The organism is Phyllobacterium calauticae, assembly GCF_019991125.1.
Classification (GTDB): Bacteria; Pseudomonadota; Alphaproteobacteria; order Rhizobiales; family Rhizobiaceae; genus Phyllobacterium; species Phyllobacterium calauticae.
On the sequence record NZ_JAGENB010000006.1, the window covers coordinates 68,625 to 84,288 of the forward strand.

The 15,664-nt window shown below is 59.8% G+C and carries 15 protein-coding genes; 6 read left to right on the plus strand and 9 right to left on the minus strand.

Annotated elements, in window-relative coordinates; genetic code table 11:
- Positions 1 to 103: 103 nt before the first annotated feature.
- From J1W56_RS19735 to tpiA, 3 genes are all read right to left on the minus strand, one after another.
- A complete protein-coding gene (locus J1W56_RS19735; protein WP_223615007.1) occupies positions 104 to 784 on the minus strand; it encodes a L,D-transpeptidase in 681 nt (226 codons plus the stop codon).
- 208 nt (positions 785 to 992) lie between these two features.
- The gene (gene secG, locus J1W56_RS19740; protein WP_223615008.1) at positions 993 to 1,460 is read right to left on the minus strand and encodes a preprotein translocase subunit SecG; all 468 of its coding nucleotides are present in this window, start codon (positions 1,458 to 1,460) and stop codon (positions 993 to 995) included.
- A 112-nt stretch (positions 1,461 to 1,572) separates the two neighbouring features.
- Complete coding sequence (gene tpiA / locus J1W56_RS19745; protein ID WP_223615009.1) at positions 1,573 to 2,337, minus strand: triose-phosphate isomerase; 765 nt, start codon at positions 2,335 to 2,337, stop codon at positions 1,573 to 1,575.
- A gap of 154 nt (positions 2,338 to 2,491) precedes the next feature.
- Here tpiA and J1W56_RS19750 point away from each other — a divergent pair, with 154 nt between their 5' ends.
- From J1W56_RS19750 to J1W56_RS19770, 5 genes are read left to right on the plus strand one after another with little or no spacing between them, the layout of a single operon-like run.
- A complete protein-coding gene (locus tag J1W56_RS19750; protein ID WP_223615010.1) occupies positions 2,492 to 4,384 on the plus strand; it encodes a SurA N-terminal domain-containing protein in 1,893 nt (630 codons plus the stop codon).
- A gap of 18 nt (positions 4,385 to 4,402) precedes the next feature.
- Positions 4,403 to 5,422, plus strand: coding sequence for an anthranilate phosphoribosyltransferase (gene trpD, locus J1W56_RS19755; RefSeq protein ID WP_223615011.1), 1,020 nt, complete (start codon positions 4,403 to 4,405; stop codon positions 5,420 to 5,422).
- A gap of 2 nt (positions 5,423 to 5,424) precedes the next feature.
- On the plus strand, positions 5,425 to 6,243 hold the full coding sequence (trpC, locus tag J1W56_RS19760; RefSeq protein ID WP_223615012.1) for an indole-3-glycerol phosphate synthase TrpC: 819 nt from the start codon (positions 5,425 to 5,427) through the stop codon (positions 6,241 to 6,243).
- Positions 6,240 to 6,740: a cyclic pyranopterin monophosphate synthase MoaC gene (gene moaC, locus J1W56_RS19765; protein ID WP_223615013.1), complete on the plus strand. Its 501-nt coding sequence runs from the start codon at positions 6,240 to 6,242 to the stop codon at positions 6,738 to 6,740. The genes trpC and moaC overlap by 4 nt, the downstream gene beginning before the upstream one ends.
- Before the next feature lie 3 nt (positions 6,741 to 6,743).
- Positions 6,744 to 7,952 carry a molybdopterin molybdotransferase MoeA gene (locus J1W56_RS19770; protein ID WP_223615014.1) on the plus strand — a complete coding sequence of 403 codons (1,209 nt, stop codon included), beginning with the start codon at positions 6,744 to 6,746 and terminating at the stop codon, positions 7,950 to 7,952.
- Positions 7,953 to 8,043: 91 nt separating this feature from the next.
- On the opposite strand, the gene J1W56_RS19775 is transcribed toward J1W56_RS19770, so the two are convergent.
- The 6 genes from J1W56_RS19775 to J1W56_RS19800 all read right to left on the minus strand — a co-directional run bounded on the left by J1W56_RS19775 (position 8,044) and on the right by J1W56_RS19800 (position 14,212).
- A complete protein-coding gene (locus J1W56_RS19775) occupies positions 8,044 to 9,093 on the minus strand; it encodes a Gfo/Idh/MocA family protein (RefSeq protein WP_105732872.1) in 1,050 nt (349 codons plus the stop codon).
- Positions 9,094 to 9,202: 109 nt separating this feature from the next.
- Entirely contained in the window at positions 9,203 to 9,985 is a 783-nt protein-coding gene (locus J1W56_RS19780; RefSeq protein ID WP_223615015.1) for a ThuA domain-containing protein, read from the minus strand.
- A gap of 54 nt (positions 9,986 to 10,039) precedes the next feature.
- Positions 10,040 to 11,050: an ABC transporter ATP-binding protein gene (locus tag J1W56_RS19785; RefSeq protein WP_223615016.1), complete on the minus strand. Its 1,011-nt coding sequence runs from the start codon at positions 11,048 to 11,050 to the stop codon at positions 10,040 to 10,042.
- Between the two features lie 5 nt (positions 11,051 to 11,055).
- Entirely contained in the window at positions 11,056 to 11,886 is an 831-nt protein-coding gene (locus J1W56_RS19790) for a carbohydrate ABC transporter permease (protein WP_223615017.1), read from the minus strand.
- The gene (locus J1W56_RS19795) at positions 11,886 to 12,833 is read right to left on the minus strand and encodes a carbohydrate ABC transporter permease (protein WP_223615018.1); all 948 of its coding nucleotides are present in this window, start codon (positions 12,831 to 12,833) and stop codon (positions 11,886 to 11,888) included. The genes J1W56_RS19790 and J1W56_RS19795 overlap by 1 nt, the downstream gene beginning before the upstream one ends.
- A gap of 116 nt (positions 12,834 to 12,949) precedes the next feature.
- On the minus strand, positions 12,950 to 14,212 hold the full coding sequence (locus tag J1W56_RS19800) for an ABC transporter substrate-binding protein (protein WP_223615019.1): 1,263 nt from the start codon (positions 14,210 to 14,212) through the stop codon (positions 12,950 to 12,952).
- Between the two features lie 420 nt (positions 14,213 to 14,632).
- Here J1W56_RS19800 and J1W56_RS19805 point away from each other — a divergent pair, with 420 nt between their 5' ends.
- Complete coding sequence (locus J1W56_RS19805; RefSeq protein ID WP_223615020.1) at positions 14,633 to 15,661, plus strand: substrate-binding domain-containing protein; 1,029 nt, start codon at positions 14,633 to 14,635, stop codon at positions 15,659 to 15,661.
- Positions 15,662 to 15,664 lie beyond the last annotated feature (3 nt).

Below are 15,664 nucleotides of genomic sequence, written 5' to 3' on the forward strand. Positions count from 1 at the left end.
AAAATCGGCATGAAAGCCGTTTTTCCCGTGCCAATATCTTTTTCAAACAAGCAAAACGGCCAGACGTTAGGTCTGGCCGTTTCAATTCAGCGACGAATAGTTCTTACAGTACAACCACTTCCGTGCCAACAGTGACGCGGTTGTAAAGATCGATCACGTGATCATTGACCATGCGGAAACAACCGTTCGAAGCGGAGCTGCCGATGGTCCAGGGCTGCACGGTACCGTGAATACGGATATAGGTATCCTTGTTGCCCTGCGAAAGGTAGAGAGCGCGCGCGCCGAGCGGATTGCCTGGACCACCGTCCATGCCGTTCTCATACTTGGCGTAATGATTTGGTTCGCGCTCGATCATTTCCTTGGTCGGGATCCAACGGGGCCATTCGCGCTTGGTGCGGATTTCGGCGGTACCCTTGAATTCGAGACCTTCCTTGCCGACGGCAATGCCATAGCGGCGTGCGGTGGTGGAGGACTCAACCAGATAAAGGAACTTCTGCTTCGGATCGATGACGATGGTGCCGGTCTTGTAACCGGTGAAGGAAACGTCCTGCGGCAGATACTTCGGATCGAGCGAATAGTTGCGCTTGGCCGCTGCCGCCGTTGCACGGGCGGGCTTGCGGGCCTGCGAAACCTTGGCTGGTTTTGCCGTGGAAGCGGTTGGCGTCGTGTCAACCTTTGCCGCATCGGCAGGCGTTGCGGCCGTATTGACGGTGGACTGAGCGAATGCCGATCCGGACATGGCCAGAACAGAAATTCCGATGAGCAGAGAGCGACGTGAAATCATAGTGTTAGTTCCCGGATAATATGCACGCGCCATCAGCGGCACTTGCCAGGCCCCCAAGGCCAAACCTGACTATGGCGATATCTGAAGACTGTTTTCCACTCAATGCAAATCACCGTGAAGAACTGCCCAGACTGATTCTTCACCGCCAAGGGTTGCGGAAGCGCAACACATTTGCTGCGCATCCGCAAAGAATCAGTTTCAGCGGCGGTTACTGCGAATTGGGAACAGGATTTGCAGGCTGTGCCGGCGCGGCCGGAGCAGCAGGCGCAGGCGCTGTTGATTCGGCCGGTGCCGGAGCCGCTGGTGCGGCCGGTGCCGAAGCGTCAGACGCCGGCGGCGTCGTGGTCGCAGCACCCGGAAGCTGATTGAGAATGCCGCCCGATGCCGGCTGTCCGCCGGTTGCGGGCTGTCCACCCGTCGTTGCCGGGATACGGTTGAGAATATCCGTCGGGCTTTCGGCGTAGCGCGACATGATGCCCAGCGCCAGGGACGTGATGAAAAAGCCCGTCGCAAGAATCGCCGTTGCCCGCGTAAGCACGTTGGCAGCGCCGCGTGCGCTCATGAAACCCGAGCCGCCACCGATCCCAAGACCGCCGCCTTCAGAGCGCTGCATGAGCACAACTCCAACGAGGGCAAGTACAATCAGAAGATGAATGACGATGACGACGGTTTGCATGGGGTATTTTCTGCTTTCTAGGTGTCGGACGCGGCTCTTTACACCGTATCTCTTAATAAACCAAGCCCGTCAGCGGACAGTTTTCTCGGCAATTCGGCGCTTTTGATGCTCGTCAGAGCGAATGGTACGCCTCACAGATGGCCAGGAAGTCCACGGCTTTCAAGCTCGCGCCGCCAACAAGTGCGCCATCGACGTTCGCGATGCCCAGGAGCTCGACCGCATTGGAGGGCTTTACCGAGCCGCCATAGAGAATGCGCTGCCGCGCACCTTCCGCACCAAAACGCGCGGTCAGCGCCGCACGGATCGACGCGTGAACCTCACGGACATCCTCGGCGGTCGGCGTCAATCCGGTCCCGATCGCCCATACCGGCTCGTAGGCGATAACCGTATTGGCAGCGGTGGCTCCATCGGGGATGGAACCGGCGAGCTGCGTTGCAATGATATCGAGCGTCGCTCCGGCCTTGCGCTGTGCTTCGGTCTCGCCGATGCAGATGATCGCGACCAGTCCGGCGTCCCATGCGGCGACGGCCTTGGCATTGACCATTGCATCGGTCTCGCCGTGATCCGTGCGCCGCTCGGAATGTCCGACAATGACATGCGATGCGCCGGCATCCTTCAACATGTCGGCGGAGACATCGCCCGTGTGCGCGCCGGACTTTTTCGCATGGCAATCCTCGCCGCCAATGGCAAGCGCCTCGCCTTCGACGGACTGGGCTGCCCGGAAAACCAGCGTGGCCGGCACACAGATCAATGCGTCAATCTTCTCGCCAATGGCCGAATTCGGCCGGTTGACGATAATGCGCAGTTCATCCAGAGACTCTCCCGTCCCGTTCATTTTCCAGTTACCAGCGACGAGTGGACGGACATCAGGGGTCATTCGGCGTTCCTCAAGACGATAGATTTGATGATTTCTCGGTCATTTGATTGTCTGACTAGCAAATTCACTTGATAAAGCAATCGACACAAGCCCTTCATGACGCTATTCCCCTAAGCAATTCAATTTGAGCCTCATACTGTTACGGTGACTTTCTATGCTCGATTCCTTGCGCGACGTGGCCCAGACCTGGGTAGCCAAGCTGCTTCTTGCTCTTCTTGGCGTCAGTTTTGTTGGCTGGGGCGTTTCCAATACCATTCTCAGCGCCGTCGGCAATGGTTCGGCGATCAGCGCCGGAAGCTCGAAAGTCTCACCGGTCGAATATCGTCTGGCCTATGACCGCCAGCTTGCCGCCCTGCAGCAGCGTTTTGGCCAGCGTTTCACCCGTGAACAGGCCGATGCCATTGGCGTCAGCAACCAGGTGCAGGCGCAGCTTGTCGCCGGTGTCGTGCTCGACGAGGAAGCGCGGAAAATGTCGCTTGGCCTGTCCAAGGATCGCCTGGCACAGCTGGCCGCCGAAGATCCGGCGTTTCAGGGGCCCGACGGCCGTTTCAATCCCGGCCAGTTTGATCTGGTGCTGCGCAATGCCGGCATGACCCCGCAAGGCTATCTCGACAGCCGCAGCAAGATCGCCCGCCGCCAGCAGATCGTCGAAGCCGTCGCCGACGGCATCACGGTGCCCGATACGCTGCTGAAGGCGGTCGCGACCTATAAAGGCGAATCCCGCACCATCGACTACGTCTCGATGCCGAAATCCTTCATCACCGACATCCCTGCCCCCAGCGATGCGGACCTGAAGACCTATTTCGACGCGAACAAGGAAGCCTACGCAGCGCCGCAGTATCGCAAGATCACCTACGTCAAGCTTGAACCCAAGGACATTGCCGACCAGGCGTCGGTTTCGCCCGAGGAGATCAAGGCGGAATATGACAAGAACATTGCCCGCTATACCTCGCCGGAAACCCGCACCATCGAACAGCTGACCTTTGCCAATGCCGATGCAGCCAAGGCTGCCCATGACCGTCTGGCTGCAGGCACCTCGTTCGACGATGAAGTGAAGGCCGAAGGCAAGACAATGAATGACGTGCGTCTTGGCACGTTCCAGCGCAACGCCCTGCCCGACCAGACCATTGCCGATGCGATCTTCAAGCTTCAGGCCGGAAATGTCAGCGATGTGATCACCGGCGCGTTTGGCCCGGTCATCGTGCGGGTGACTGCCGCCGCACCGCAGGTCATCAAACCGCTTTCCGAGGTGGAGAAGGATATTCGCGAGACGATCGCGCTTTCCCTCGCCGCATCATCTGTCATGTCCGTGCACGACGCCTATGAGAATGCCCGGGCCGACGGCGCGACCATGGCCGATGCCGCCGCCAAACAGAACCTCAAAGTGGTCACCATTGATGCCGTCGACCAGTCGGGTCGCGGACCGGACGACAAGGAGATTCCTGGTATTCCGTTCGGTGAAAATCTTCTGGCTGCCGCCTTCCTTGCCGATCAGGGTTTTGACAATGAGCCGCTCAATATCGGTCCGAACAGTTTCCTCTGGTACGATGTCACCGGCATCACACCGGCACGCGACCGCACCCTCGATGAAGTGAAGGCGCGGGTCACGGACAACTGGCGGACGGCCGAACTTGAAAAGCGCCTCAATGAAAAGGCCGAGGAAGTGCGCAAGCGCGTTGCATCCGGCACATCGCTGGACGACATCGCGGCTGAATTCAAGTTCACCAAGGAAACCAAACGCGGCATCACGCGCCAGTCAAAGGATACCGACCTCGGTGTCGGCGGCGTTGCCTCGGTGTTCGACGGGCCCAACGGTCTGGTCGGTGTTACGGAATCGGCGGCGGACCAGTCGAAGCTGATCTTCAAGGTGACGGAATCGATCGAACCGTTGAATGTGGGACCGGACTCGCTGACCAAGGCGGAGAAGGATACCTTCACGTCGCGCCTGTCCGACGATCTGCTGGACCAGCTGGTCATGCAGTTGCAGACCGTCTATCCCGTCACCATCAACAAGACCGTTATTAATCAGGCGCTTGCCCGCCAGTGATTGCAGTGAGACCCAGGAATGGCTGAACTGAAACGTTTCATCGGCATTGCGGCAGCGGGAAAAGCGCTTTCCCGCGAGGAAGCCGTGGAAGCCTTCGACATCATGATGTCGGGACAGGCAACCCCGGCGCAGATCGGCGCCCTGCTCATGGCCCTGCGGGTGCGCGGCGAGCAGGTTGACGAGATTGCCGGAGCGGTCTCGGCCATGCGCTCGAAAATGCTTCCCGTGAAGGCCGTGCCCGGCGCCATCGATATCGTCGGCACCGGCGGGGACCAGTCGGGTTCCTACAACGTTTCAACCTGCGCCGCCTTTGTGGCGGCTGGCGCCGGCGTGCCGGTTGCCAAGCACGGCAATCGCGCCCTCTCCTCGCGCTCCGGCGCGGCCGATACGCTGGCAGCGCTCGGCATCAACATCGAAATCGGTCCCGATCTGATCTCCACCTGCATCGAGGAAGCCGGTATCGGCTTCATGTTCGCGCCGTCGCACCATCCGGCGATGAAGCATGTCGGCCCCGCCCGGGTCGAACTTGGCACCCGCACCATCTTCAATCTGCTGGGCCCACTGACCAATCCCGCAGGCGTTACCCGCCAGCTCGTCGGCGTCTATGCGCCCGAATGGGTGGAACCCATCGCGCAGGTATTGAAGAACCTCGGTTCGGAATCCGTCTGGGTCGTGCATGGCGATGGTCTCGACGAAATCACCACGGCGGGCGTCACCAAAGTCGCTGCCCTTGAAAACGGTGCGATCCGCACCTTCGAGATCGAACCCGAAGCCTTTGGCCTGCGCCTTGTCGATCCCCAGGATCTCAAGGGCGGCACGGCGGAAGAAAACGCGGTCTCGCTGCTCTCCGTCCTTGACGGCGCGCATGGTGCCTATCGCGATATCACCCTGTTCAATGCGGGTGCCGGACTGGTTGTCGCTGGCGCCACCGGCGACCTGAAAACCGGCATCAGCATGGCGGCCCATTCCATCGACAGCGGTGCGGCGCGAAATGTGCTAAAGAAGCTGGTGCACGTATCCAACAGCAAGGCTGACTGACCATGGTTGATATTCTTCGCAAGATCGAAGCCTACAAGCGTGAAGAGATTGCTGCCGCCAAGACACGCCTGACCGTCGATGACCTCAAGGCCCGGATCGGGGATCAGGACGCGCCGCGCGGTTTCCTCAACGCTTTGCAGCGGAAACGCGCCGCCAATACATTCGGCCTGATCGCCGAGATCAAGAAGGCGAGCCCCTCCAAAGGCCTGATTCGCCCTGATTTCGATCCACCCGCGCTGGCCAAGGCCTATGAACAGGGAGGCGCAGCCTGCCTTTCCGTGCTGACCGATGCACCGTCGTTTCAGGGTGCGCCCGAATTTCTGACTGCAGCCCGCGCCGCCGTCAGCCTGCCTGCCCTGCGCAAGGATTTTCTCTTCGATACCTATCAGGTCTTTGAAGCCCGCAGCTGGGGCGCCGATTGCATTCTGATCATCATGGCGAGCGTCGACGATGCCCTGGCCGCAGCGCTCGAAGAAACGGCGATGGCACTTGACATGGATGTCTTGGTCGAAGTGCATGACGAAGCCGAGATGGAGCGGGCGCTAAAACTCACCTCGCCGCTTCTTGGCATCAATAACCGCGATCTGCGCACCTTTCATGTGGATCTCGCCGTGTCCGAACGGCTGGCCAGAATGGTCCCGGCGGACAAGCTGCTCGTCAGCGAAAGCGGCGTTTTCACCCATGCGGACTGCCAGCGCCTCGCCAAATCCGGCATCGGCAGCTTCCTCGTCGGCGAAAGCCTGATGCGCCAGAGCGATGTGGCGGCGGCGACCCACGCGCTTCTGCATGGCACAGCGGACCAGCAGACAAGCGCCGCATGACAACCGCGCCGAAGCTGACCCATCTCGACAGCACCGGCGCGGCCCATATGGTCGATGTCGGCAGCAAGACCGAGACTGAACGGGTTGCCGTGGCGGAAGGGTCCGTGCGGATGCTGGCGGAAACGCTCGAGCTGATCCTTTCGGGCAATGCCAAGAAGGGCGATGTCATCGGCACGGCCCGCATCGCCGGGATCATGGCCGCCAAGAAAACCCATGACCTCATTCCGCTCTGCCATCCGCTGCTTCTGAGCAGGATCAGTGTCGATATCGACGCCGACAAGGCCCTGCCGGGTCTGCGGGTGCGTGCCACCGTCAAGCTGACGGGTAAAACCGGTGTCGAAATGGAAGCGCTCACCGCGGTTTCCATTGCGTGCCTGACGATCTACGACATGGCAAAAGCCGCCGACAAGGGTATGATCATTCAGGATATTCGCCTGTTGCAGAAATCGGGCGGAAAATCCGGCGATTGGTCCGCGGAAACTTCAGACGGGAATTGAACGATGGCAGACCTCCTTCCGGTTGACGAAGCGCTGCGGCGCATCCTGGCCAATGTGGATCTGCTGGAACCGGAAACCGTTGCGCTCGGCGATGCGGGCGGACGCGTGCTCGCTGCCGACCTGCATGCCCGGCGCCAGCAACCGCCCTTTGCCGCCTCGGCGATGGATGGCTATGCCGTGCGCGCCGCCGATGTCGCCAGCGTGCCTGTCCGCCTGAAGCTGGTGGGTCAGTCCGCTGCCGGGCATGCCTTTCAAGGCTCGGTCGATCCGGGCGAAGCCGTGCGCATCTTCACTGGCGCACCGGTGCCGGCGGGTGCCGACAGCGTGGTCATTCAGGAAAACACTTTGCCGCATGGCGATGAGGTGGAGATTGTCGAAACGATCGTCCTTGGCCGCAACATCCGCGCGGCCGGCCTCGATTTCAACAGCGGCGATGTCCTGCTTGCCGCTGGCCGGCAGCTTGATCCGGCGGCCCTTGCCCTCGCCGCATCCGCCGATCATCCGCATCTGTCCGTCGTGCGGCGTCCGCGCGTCGCGATATTGGCAACCGGCGATGAACTGGTCAGCCCCGGCGAAAGCTACCGGCCCGACCAGATCATTGCTTCCAACAGTTATGGTCTGGCTGAAATCGTCCGCAATGCGGGCGGCATCGCCATCGATCTGGGCATTGCCGAAGACCGGCTCGAAGCGTTGAGCGATGCGCTGGACCGCGCCGTTGCAGCGCAGGCCGATATCCTGGTGACACTGGGCGGCGCCTCGGTTGGCGACCATGATCTGGTCCAGCCAGCCCTTGCCGCGCGCGGCATGGAACTCGATTTCTGGAAAATCGCCCTGCGCCCCGGCAAACCACTGATGTTCGGCCATCTCCAGGGCATGCGCATTCTCGGCCTGCCCGGCAATCCCGTATCGAGCCTGATCTGTGCGCATATATTCCTGACGCCGCTTATCCGCACCTTCATGGGACTATCGCACACGCCCGATCTGCGCGCTGCGGTTCTCGGCACTGATATGCCCACCAATGACCAGAGGCAGGATTATGTCCGGGCGCGCGTCGTCACCGGACCGGATGGCACGCTGACCGCGACGCCGTTTCCGCTGCAGGATTCATCCATGTTGAAATTCCTCGCCGACGCCAATGGCCTGATCATCCGCGAACCGCATGCGCCAGCCCTTGCCGCCGGTTCGCCCTGTACAATCCTGATGTTACGCTGATTTAAAAACCGGGCCTCTGGAGTCATGGGTCAGTCCACAACTCCAGAGCGGTATCGCCTGAGAGCAACCCAAGGCAATTCTTATACTCAAATCAGGCAGTTAACCGGTGCTCTCTGCGGTCACTTTCCGTTATATTGGCAAGGTCTATTGCTTTTTGCAACCTAGACGCGTGCCGGAAAGATGGTTCGAGTGTTTTGCCCTGTTTGACCGCCTCGACAAACCGCTGATAGTTCGTCGCGACAGGCTCGACCTCGACCTCTTTCCACACCGCCGTTTCCACGTCATCGCCGAGGCAGACCAGCAGCTTGGAGCCGTCATGACGGTGCACGACTTCGAATGCACCCTTGTCGCCGTAGACGCGCAGGCGCAGCTCATTGACATGGCCCGTGGCCCAGCGGCTTGAATGGACGACACCCAGCGCGCCATTGGTGAAGCTCACCGTCATGGTGAAACTGTCATTGGCGTCGAGTTCATATTCGCCGATGCGATTGCCTTCCGCCTTGTCGAATGCCTTGAGGCGGCAGAACACCTCGTCGATTTCCGTATCGGTGCCATAGACGACGAAATCGAGAATATGCACGCCGACGTCGCCAAGCGTGCCGTTGGAGCCGTGCTTCTTTGACAGACGCCAGAGCCAGCGGCTTTCCGTCTGCCAGTCGCCCCACATTTTCGAGACAAGCCAGCTTTGCAGATACGATGCTTCCACGTGCCTGACCTTGCCGATCTGGCCGCTGGTGACCAGCTTGCGGGCCGCCTGCAGCTGCGCGACATTGCGATAGGTCAGGTTCACCATGCCGACGAGACCCGCCGCCTCGATCTTGTCGGCCATTTCGGCGGCATCTTCATAATTGGCCGCAAGCGGCTTTTCGCAGAACACGTGCTTGCCCGCCGCGATGCACTGCAAGGTGGTGGCGTGGTGGATGCTGTCGGGCGTGACATTGGCCACCGCATCGAAATCGCCCCAGGCCAATGCCTCCTCCAGCGAGGTGAATGCCCGCTCGATGCCATATTCCGCGCGGAATGCTTCCGCCCGGCCAGGATCGACATCCACCGCGCCCGCCAGTGTTACCCCTTCGATTTCAGCGAAATTCTTGGCATGGGAATTGGCCATACTGCCGGTACCCAAGATCAAAAGACGCATTGGTCCAGTCCTTCACATGAATGTGCCGCACGCTGCAACGCGGTGCCGGCATTGATACTGCGGATATTGGAAACGGCCGCGCGCGGGCCGTCCCCGATCGGATCGGCGTTTAGCGGAAACCTTCCTCGCCGGCTTCGTGCAGGCTGCCGCCGCGGGCGGTGATGGGCTCGATGGCCTGTTCGACCGGCGTGTTCGGCGCCGTATTGAGTTCCGGATAGCGGTTGGGATTGTAGGCCCAGTTCACCGCATTGCGCAGCACCAGCCCGACCGTCTCATCGTGATAGGTTGGATAGGTTTCGTGGCCGGGGCGGAAATAGAACACGTTGCCCGCACCCTTGCGGTAGGTCAGGCCGGAACGGAACACCTCGCCGCCCTGGAACCACGAGACGAAGATCGTCTCGAGCGGTTCCGGCACGGAGAATGGCTCGCCATACATCTCTTCGTTTTCCAGCTCGAAATAGCGCGGCAGGCCTTTGGCAATGGGATGGCCGGGATTGACCACCCAGAGCCGTTCGCGCTCACCGGCTTCACGCCAGTGCAGCGCACAGGGCGAGCCCATCAGGCGCTTGAAAATCTTGGAGAAATGGCCGGAGTGCAGGACGATGATGCCCATGCCTTCCCAGACGCGCTTGGCGACGCGCTCGACCACGTCGTCGGCGACATCGCCATGGGCGCGGTGACCCCACCAGATCAGCACATCGGTTTCATCCAGTACCTTGTCGGTCAGGCCATGTTCGGGTTCCTGCAGGGTGGCGGTCTTCACCGCGATATTGCCGTCCGACTTCAGAAGCTTGGCGATCTGGTTGTGCATGCCTTCGGGGTAGATTTCGGCGACGGTCTTGTTCACCTGTTCATGAACATTTTCGCCCCAGACGAGCGTGCGGATGGTCATCTTTGTCTTCCTATTCATTGGATATGCGGTTGGGAGGATGCTTGTGTTCGGTCTTTAGTTTGACGCTGCCGGCCTGCCCGATTGATCGAAGCGGTGGACATTGTCGTTGATCGGCGAAATGTGGAGCAGTTCGCCGGGCTGCTGGCTTGCAGTCCCGTCCTGTCTGACGACAAGCGGGTCCTTCGCGCCAATATCGATGTAGAGATAGGTCTCGGAACCGAGGTTTTCGGACAGGATCAGCTTGCCGTTCCATGCGCCGCCCTTGTCCTTGATTTCGAGATGCTCCGGCCGCACGCCCAGTGTGTGGGCGCGGTAGGTATCCGCGTGTTTCTCGGTGAGGAAATTCATCTTCGGTGACCCGATGAAACCGGCGACAAAGACCGATTGCGGCTTCTCATAAAGCTCCAGCGGCGTGCCGACCTGCTCAACGATACCGTCACGCAGCACGCAGATACGGTCTGCAAGCGTCATCGCCTCCACCTGATCGTGGGTGACGTAGATCATCGTGGTCTCGTGCATTTTTGCATGCAGTTTGGCGATTTCAAGCCGCGTCTGCACCCGCAGGGCCGCATCGAGATTGGACAGCGGTTCATCGAACAGGAAGACTTTCGGATCGCGCACGATGGCCCGGCCGATGGCCACGCGCTGGCGCTGGCCGCCGGAAAGCTGTTTTGGCAACCGGTCGAGATAGGCGGTGATCTGCAGCATGTCCGCCGCCTCGTTCACCCGCCGCTTGATTTCGTCTGTGCCGCCCTTGGCGAGTTTCAGGCCGAACGCCATATTGTCGAACACCGTCATGTGCGGATAGAGTGCATAGGACTGGAACACCATGGCAATGCCGCGCTGTGACGGCGTCAGGCTGTTGACCACCTTGTCGTCGAAGGCCAGCGTTCCGGCGGTGATATCCTCAAGCCCGGCGATCAACCGCAGCAAGGTGGATTTTCCGCAGCCGGAAGGGCCGACGAACACCATGAATTCGCTGGGACTGATTTCCAGATCGACCCCCTTGATGACGTCGAACGTACCGAAGGACTTGCGGACATTGTTGAGATGAATAGCTGTCATTTGAGTTACCCCTTGACGCCGCCGGCGGTGAGGCCGGAAATGATCTTGCGTTGGAAAATCAGGACGAGAACAACGAGCGGCACCGTCACGATGACGGATGCGGCCATGATCGTGCCCCACGGGATTTCATGCGCACTGGCTCCGGACAAAAGCGCGATGGTGACCGGCACCGTGCGCACCTCAGTCGAAGACGTGAATGTGAGGGCAAACAGGAACTCATTCCATGCGGCGATGAAGGCGAGCAACCCGGTCGTTACCATCGCCGGCCACATCAGAGGCAGGAACACCTTTGTGATGATGACCCAGGGAGTGGCCCCGTCGACGATGGCCGCCTCTTCGATTTCGACAGGCAGATCGCGCATGAAGGTGGTCAGCACCCACACGGTGAACGGCAATGTGAAGATCGTGTAAGAAAAGACGAGGCTCCACAGCGTGTTGTAGAGACCGAGAAAGCGCACGACTTCGAACAGGCCTGCCAGCACCGCAATCTGCGGGAACATCGAGACGGACAGGATGGTCAGCAGCAGCAGCGAGCGGCCGCGAAACCGCACACGAGCCAGTGCAAAGGATGCGGTGACGGCGATCAGCAGGGCCAGCAGCACCACCAGTGTCGACACGACAAGCGAATTCAGCAGATTGCGGGTGAAACTGCCGGCATTGATGACCGATACGTAGTTTTCCAGCGAGAACGACGACGGAAAATACTCGACGGTGAACAGGTTGCTGCCGGTTTTGAAGCTGGTGATAATGGCGTAATAGAACGGAAAGACCGCCAGCACGACAATCAGGGTGACGAGCGCATAAAACGCCGTGTTCTTGGTGAGATTCCAGATCATCAGCGGTCTCCTCCATCGAGGCGCACGCGGCCAAGCCAGATCGCCAGCACGGTCATCAGGGCGATCACCAGAAACAGCAGCGTCGACTGTGCCGAGCCATAGGCGAACTTGTCGAATTCGATGAGATTTTCCCGCGCCAGTACCGACATGGTCTTGGTCTGCGAGCTGTTGGGCGTCAGAACATAGATCAGGTCGAAAATGCGCATGGCATCGAGCAGGCGGAAAATGATGGCGACCATCAGCGCCGGCTTGATCAGCGGCAGGGTAATGCGGAAAAACTGGCGGATCGGATGCACGCCGTCGATATGCGCGGCTTCATAAATGTCCTTCGGTACCATCTGCAGTCCTGCCAGAATGAGCAGCGCCATGAAAGGCGTGGTCTTCCAGACATCGACGATCAGCACCGCCGTCATGGCCGTATCGGCACTCGCCGTCCAGGCAATGGGATGGCTGATGAAACCAAGGCGCATGAACAGATCGTTGAGAATGCCGAACTGGTCGTTCAGCATCCAGCCCCACAGGCGGGCCGACACGATGGTCGGGATCGCCCATGGAATGAGGATGGCAGCGCGGACAATGCCCCTGCCCTTGAACTCGGCATTCAGAACAAGCGCGACGATCATGCCGAAAAAGGCTTCCAGCGCCACGGAGATGATGCTGAAGCGCACGGTGTTCCACACGGCGTTCCACCAGGTCGGATCAACCAGAAGTCCTGAGAAGATCGTGCGGCCGCTTTTCAGCTGGATCCACGACAGATAGTTCTTGAATCCCACCCATTTGGCCGCGCTCATATTGGTCAGCGAAGCATCGGTGAACGAGAAATAGATTGTCCGAAGCAAGGGCCAGCCGGCAACAATGGCCAGGGCGACAATCATCGGAATGAGAAACAGCTGCGCCGAGCGGGCGCGCTGCCGCAAAAGCTCTGAACGTGCGGTGGAAGGCGTCATGCTCGTATTCCTGCCCGTGTGGTTCCGGATGAAGCGAAAGCGTCAGGCAAACGGTGCGAACGGGGTTCGGGAGGTTGTGAACGCCATCCGCACCGTGCCCTTTTGCTGGCAGGGGTCTACCAGCTGTTTCCCTTGAGTTCGGTCAGCTTTGCTTCCAGAAGCTCAAGGTTTTCGGCAGCGGTGCCATTGCCCGATAATGTATCGTGGACCGCGCTCCAGAACATGTTGGACACTTCATTGTATTTCACCTTCGTCGGCGCCGAGGGGCGCGGAACGGAATTTTCAAACACCGGCTTCCAGTTTGGAATGAGCGGCTGCGCGGCGGCGATATCCTTGTCGTCGTAGAGCGCCTTGATGGTCGGCATGCTGGCCTGGGAAATCGCCCGCGCCTTCTGCTGTGCGGGCGAGCCGAGGAACAGCGCCAGCTTGATCGCCTCTTCGGGCGCCTTCGAATATTTTGAAACCGCCAGGTTCCAGCCGCCAAGCGTTGCAGCGGAGTTTTGGCCATCCTTGCCGCTCGGCAGGGGCGCCACGTCGAACTTGCCCTTGATGGCGCTGCCATCGGCCCCGGCCAGCGCATAGGCATAGGGCCAGTTGCGCATGAAAACGGAATTGCCGGTCTGCCAGACACCGCGTGCTTCTTCCTCCGTGTAGGCGAGCACGCCCTTGGGCGAGATGGTATCGACCCAGCCCTTGGCGCGGTCGATGGCCGCTGCCGCTTCCGGATTGTTGATCGAAATCGTGCCGTCCGCCTCGACGATCTGCCCGCCGCCCGAGGATTTTACCCATTCGAGCGCGTTGCAGGTCAGGCCCTCATAGGCATTGGCCTGGAAGACAAAGCCATAAATGCTCTTGTTGCCGGCCGCCCGCTCGCCATCCTGGATTTCCTTGGCGGTTGCCGCCATCTCGTCCCAGGTTTTTGGCACCGGCTTCTTGTACTTTTCCAGCAGGTCCTTGCGGTAGTAGAGCGCCGGGGCATCGGTGAACATCGGCAAGGCGACCAGCTTGCCGCCGACGGTCTGGCTTTCGATGATCGACGGTATGTGCTGGTCGATGACGTCCTTGGCGGCTTCCTTCAGGTCGAGGAACTGGTCGGCCAGCTGCGGCGCCCAGATCACATCGGTGCGGTAGACGTCGATATCGGTATTGCCGGCGGCGAGCCACAGGCGGTACTGGCCGAAATTGTCGGAACTGTTGGCTGGCATGGCAACGATGGACACCTTGTTGCCGGTTTCCTTCTCGAACTGGTCAAGCTGCTTGCGCAGGAACTCGCGTCCATTGCCGGTGTCGCCGGATACGATCGCCAGATTGGCGGCAAAAGCCCCTGAAGCCAGCAAGGTCGTGGTCAAAAGGGTCGCAATGAATGATTTGGCTTTCATGATTTCCTCCCAAAAATCTGACAGAATCGGCTGCCGCACATCGCAGCGATGCTTGGCCCCTCTTCAAAAACTCCTCCTGAAGCGCTTTGGAAATCATTTGAAACATCAAAATTCAAAGCGCTTTGAATGAAAAATGACAAAGGCTCTTTCACCTGTCAAGCCGCAAATTGGCGGCACAAACCAGACATCAAGGTCAACCGCATGGATAAATGGATTATTATATATATATTACAGCACACTATACGGCATTGCTGAGAACGTGAATTCCGGGCTGTCGCCCTGTTGAAACAGCACCGTACCGACCACGGATCACATTATCGCGAGCAATTTACCAAAGCGCTTTGAATTTAGCCTCTGGTTATGTTTATTATTTGGAGTCATATCTGCATTGCCTGAAAAGACCGTACTGGATTGCTTGCCATGAAACTCAAGGAACTGGCTGAACAACTGGGCCTCTCGCAAACGACCGTCAGTCGCGCCCTGAACGGCTATCCTGAAGTCAACAAGGCGACGCGCGAACGCGTCAGCCAGGCCGCGCTCAAATTCGGCTACAGCGCCAATGCCAATGCCCGGCGCCTTGCCATCGGCCGCATCGGCGCCATCGGCATCCTGATGCCGCGCGACCGCAGCGAACGTTTCGGTCCGCACACGAGCGAGTTTTTCTCCGGTCTGGCCGAGCAGCTGTCGCAGCACGAAATGGACCTGCTGATGAGCCCGAGCATCAACAATGACGAGCTTGCGGCCTACCGGCGGCTGATTTCCAGCAAGCGCGTGGACGGCATCATCGTCACCGGCCCCACCCTGATGGACGAGCGGGTCGCCATGCTGACGGAAGCGAAATTTCCCTTTGTGCTGCACGGACGAACCAATATCGCCGCCCCGCATGCCTGGCTCGACATCGACAATGCCGGCGCCTTCCGGCAGGCGGCATCGCACCTGATCGATCTCGGCCACCGGCATATCGCGATGATTGACGGGCTGAAGGGCCACACGTTTTCCGAACACCGCGAAATGGGTTATCGCGAAGCATTGCTGGAGCGCGGCATTGCCGTTGATCCGCGCTTCATCGTGCATGAGCGTTTTTCCGACGAAACCGGTTTCCATGAGGCACAGCGGCTCTTGTCCTATACGCCGCATCCGACCGCCATTCTCGCCGGCTCGATGATGACGGCGCTCGGCATTTTCCGCGCCATCCGTTCAAAGGGCTATGAACTGGGCAAGGAAGTTTCGGTGATCGCCCATGACGACGTGTTCCCCTACCTCAATGCCAGCAACATGGTCCCGGCCATGACCACCACCCGGTCGTCGATCCGCTCCGCCGGGTCGCGTATCGCCGAATTGCTGGTGCGTGTCCTCGACGGCGAACCGGTCGAGAACATCCACGAGATATGGCCGGTCGAACTCATCCTGCGCCAATCGAGCGGTCCGCCCGTCGCCCCGCGCCGGTGAGTG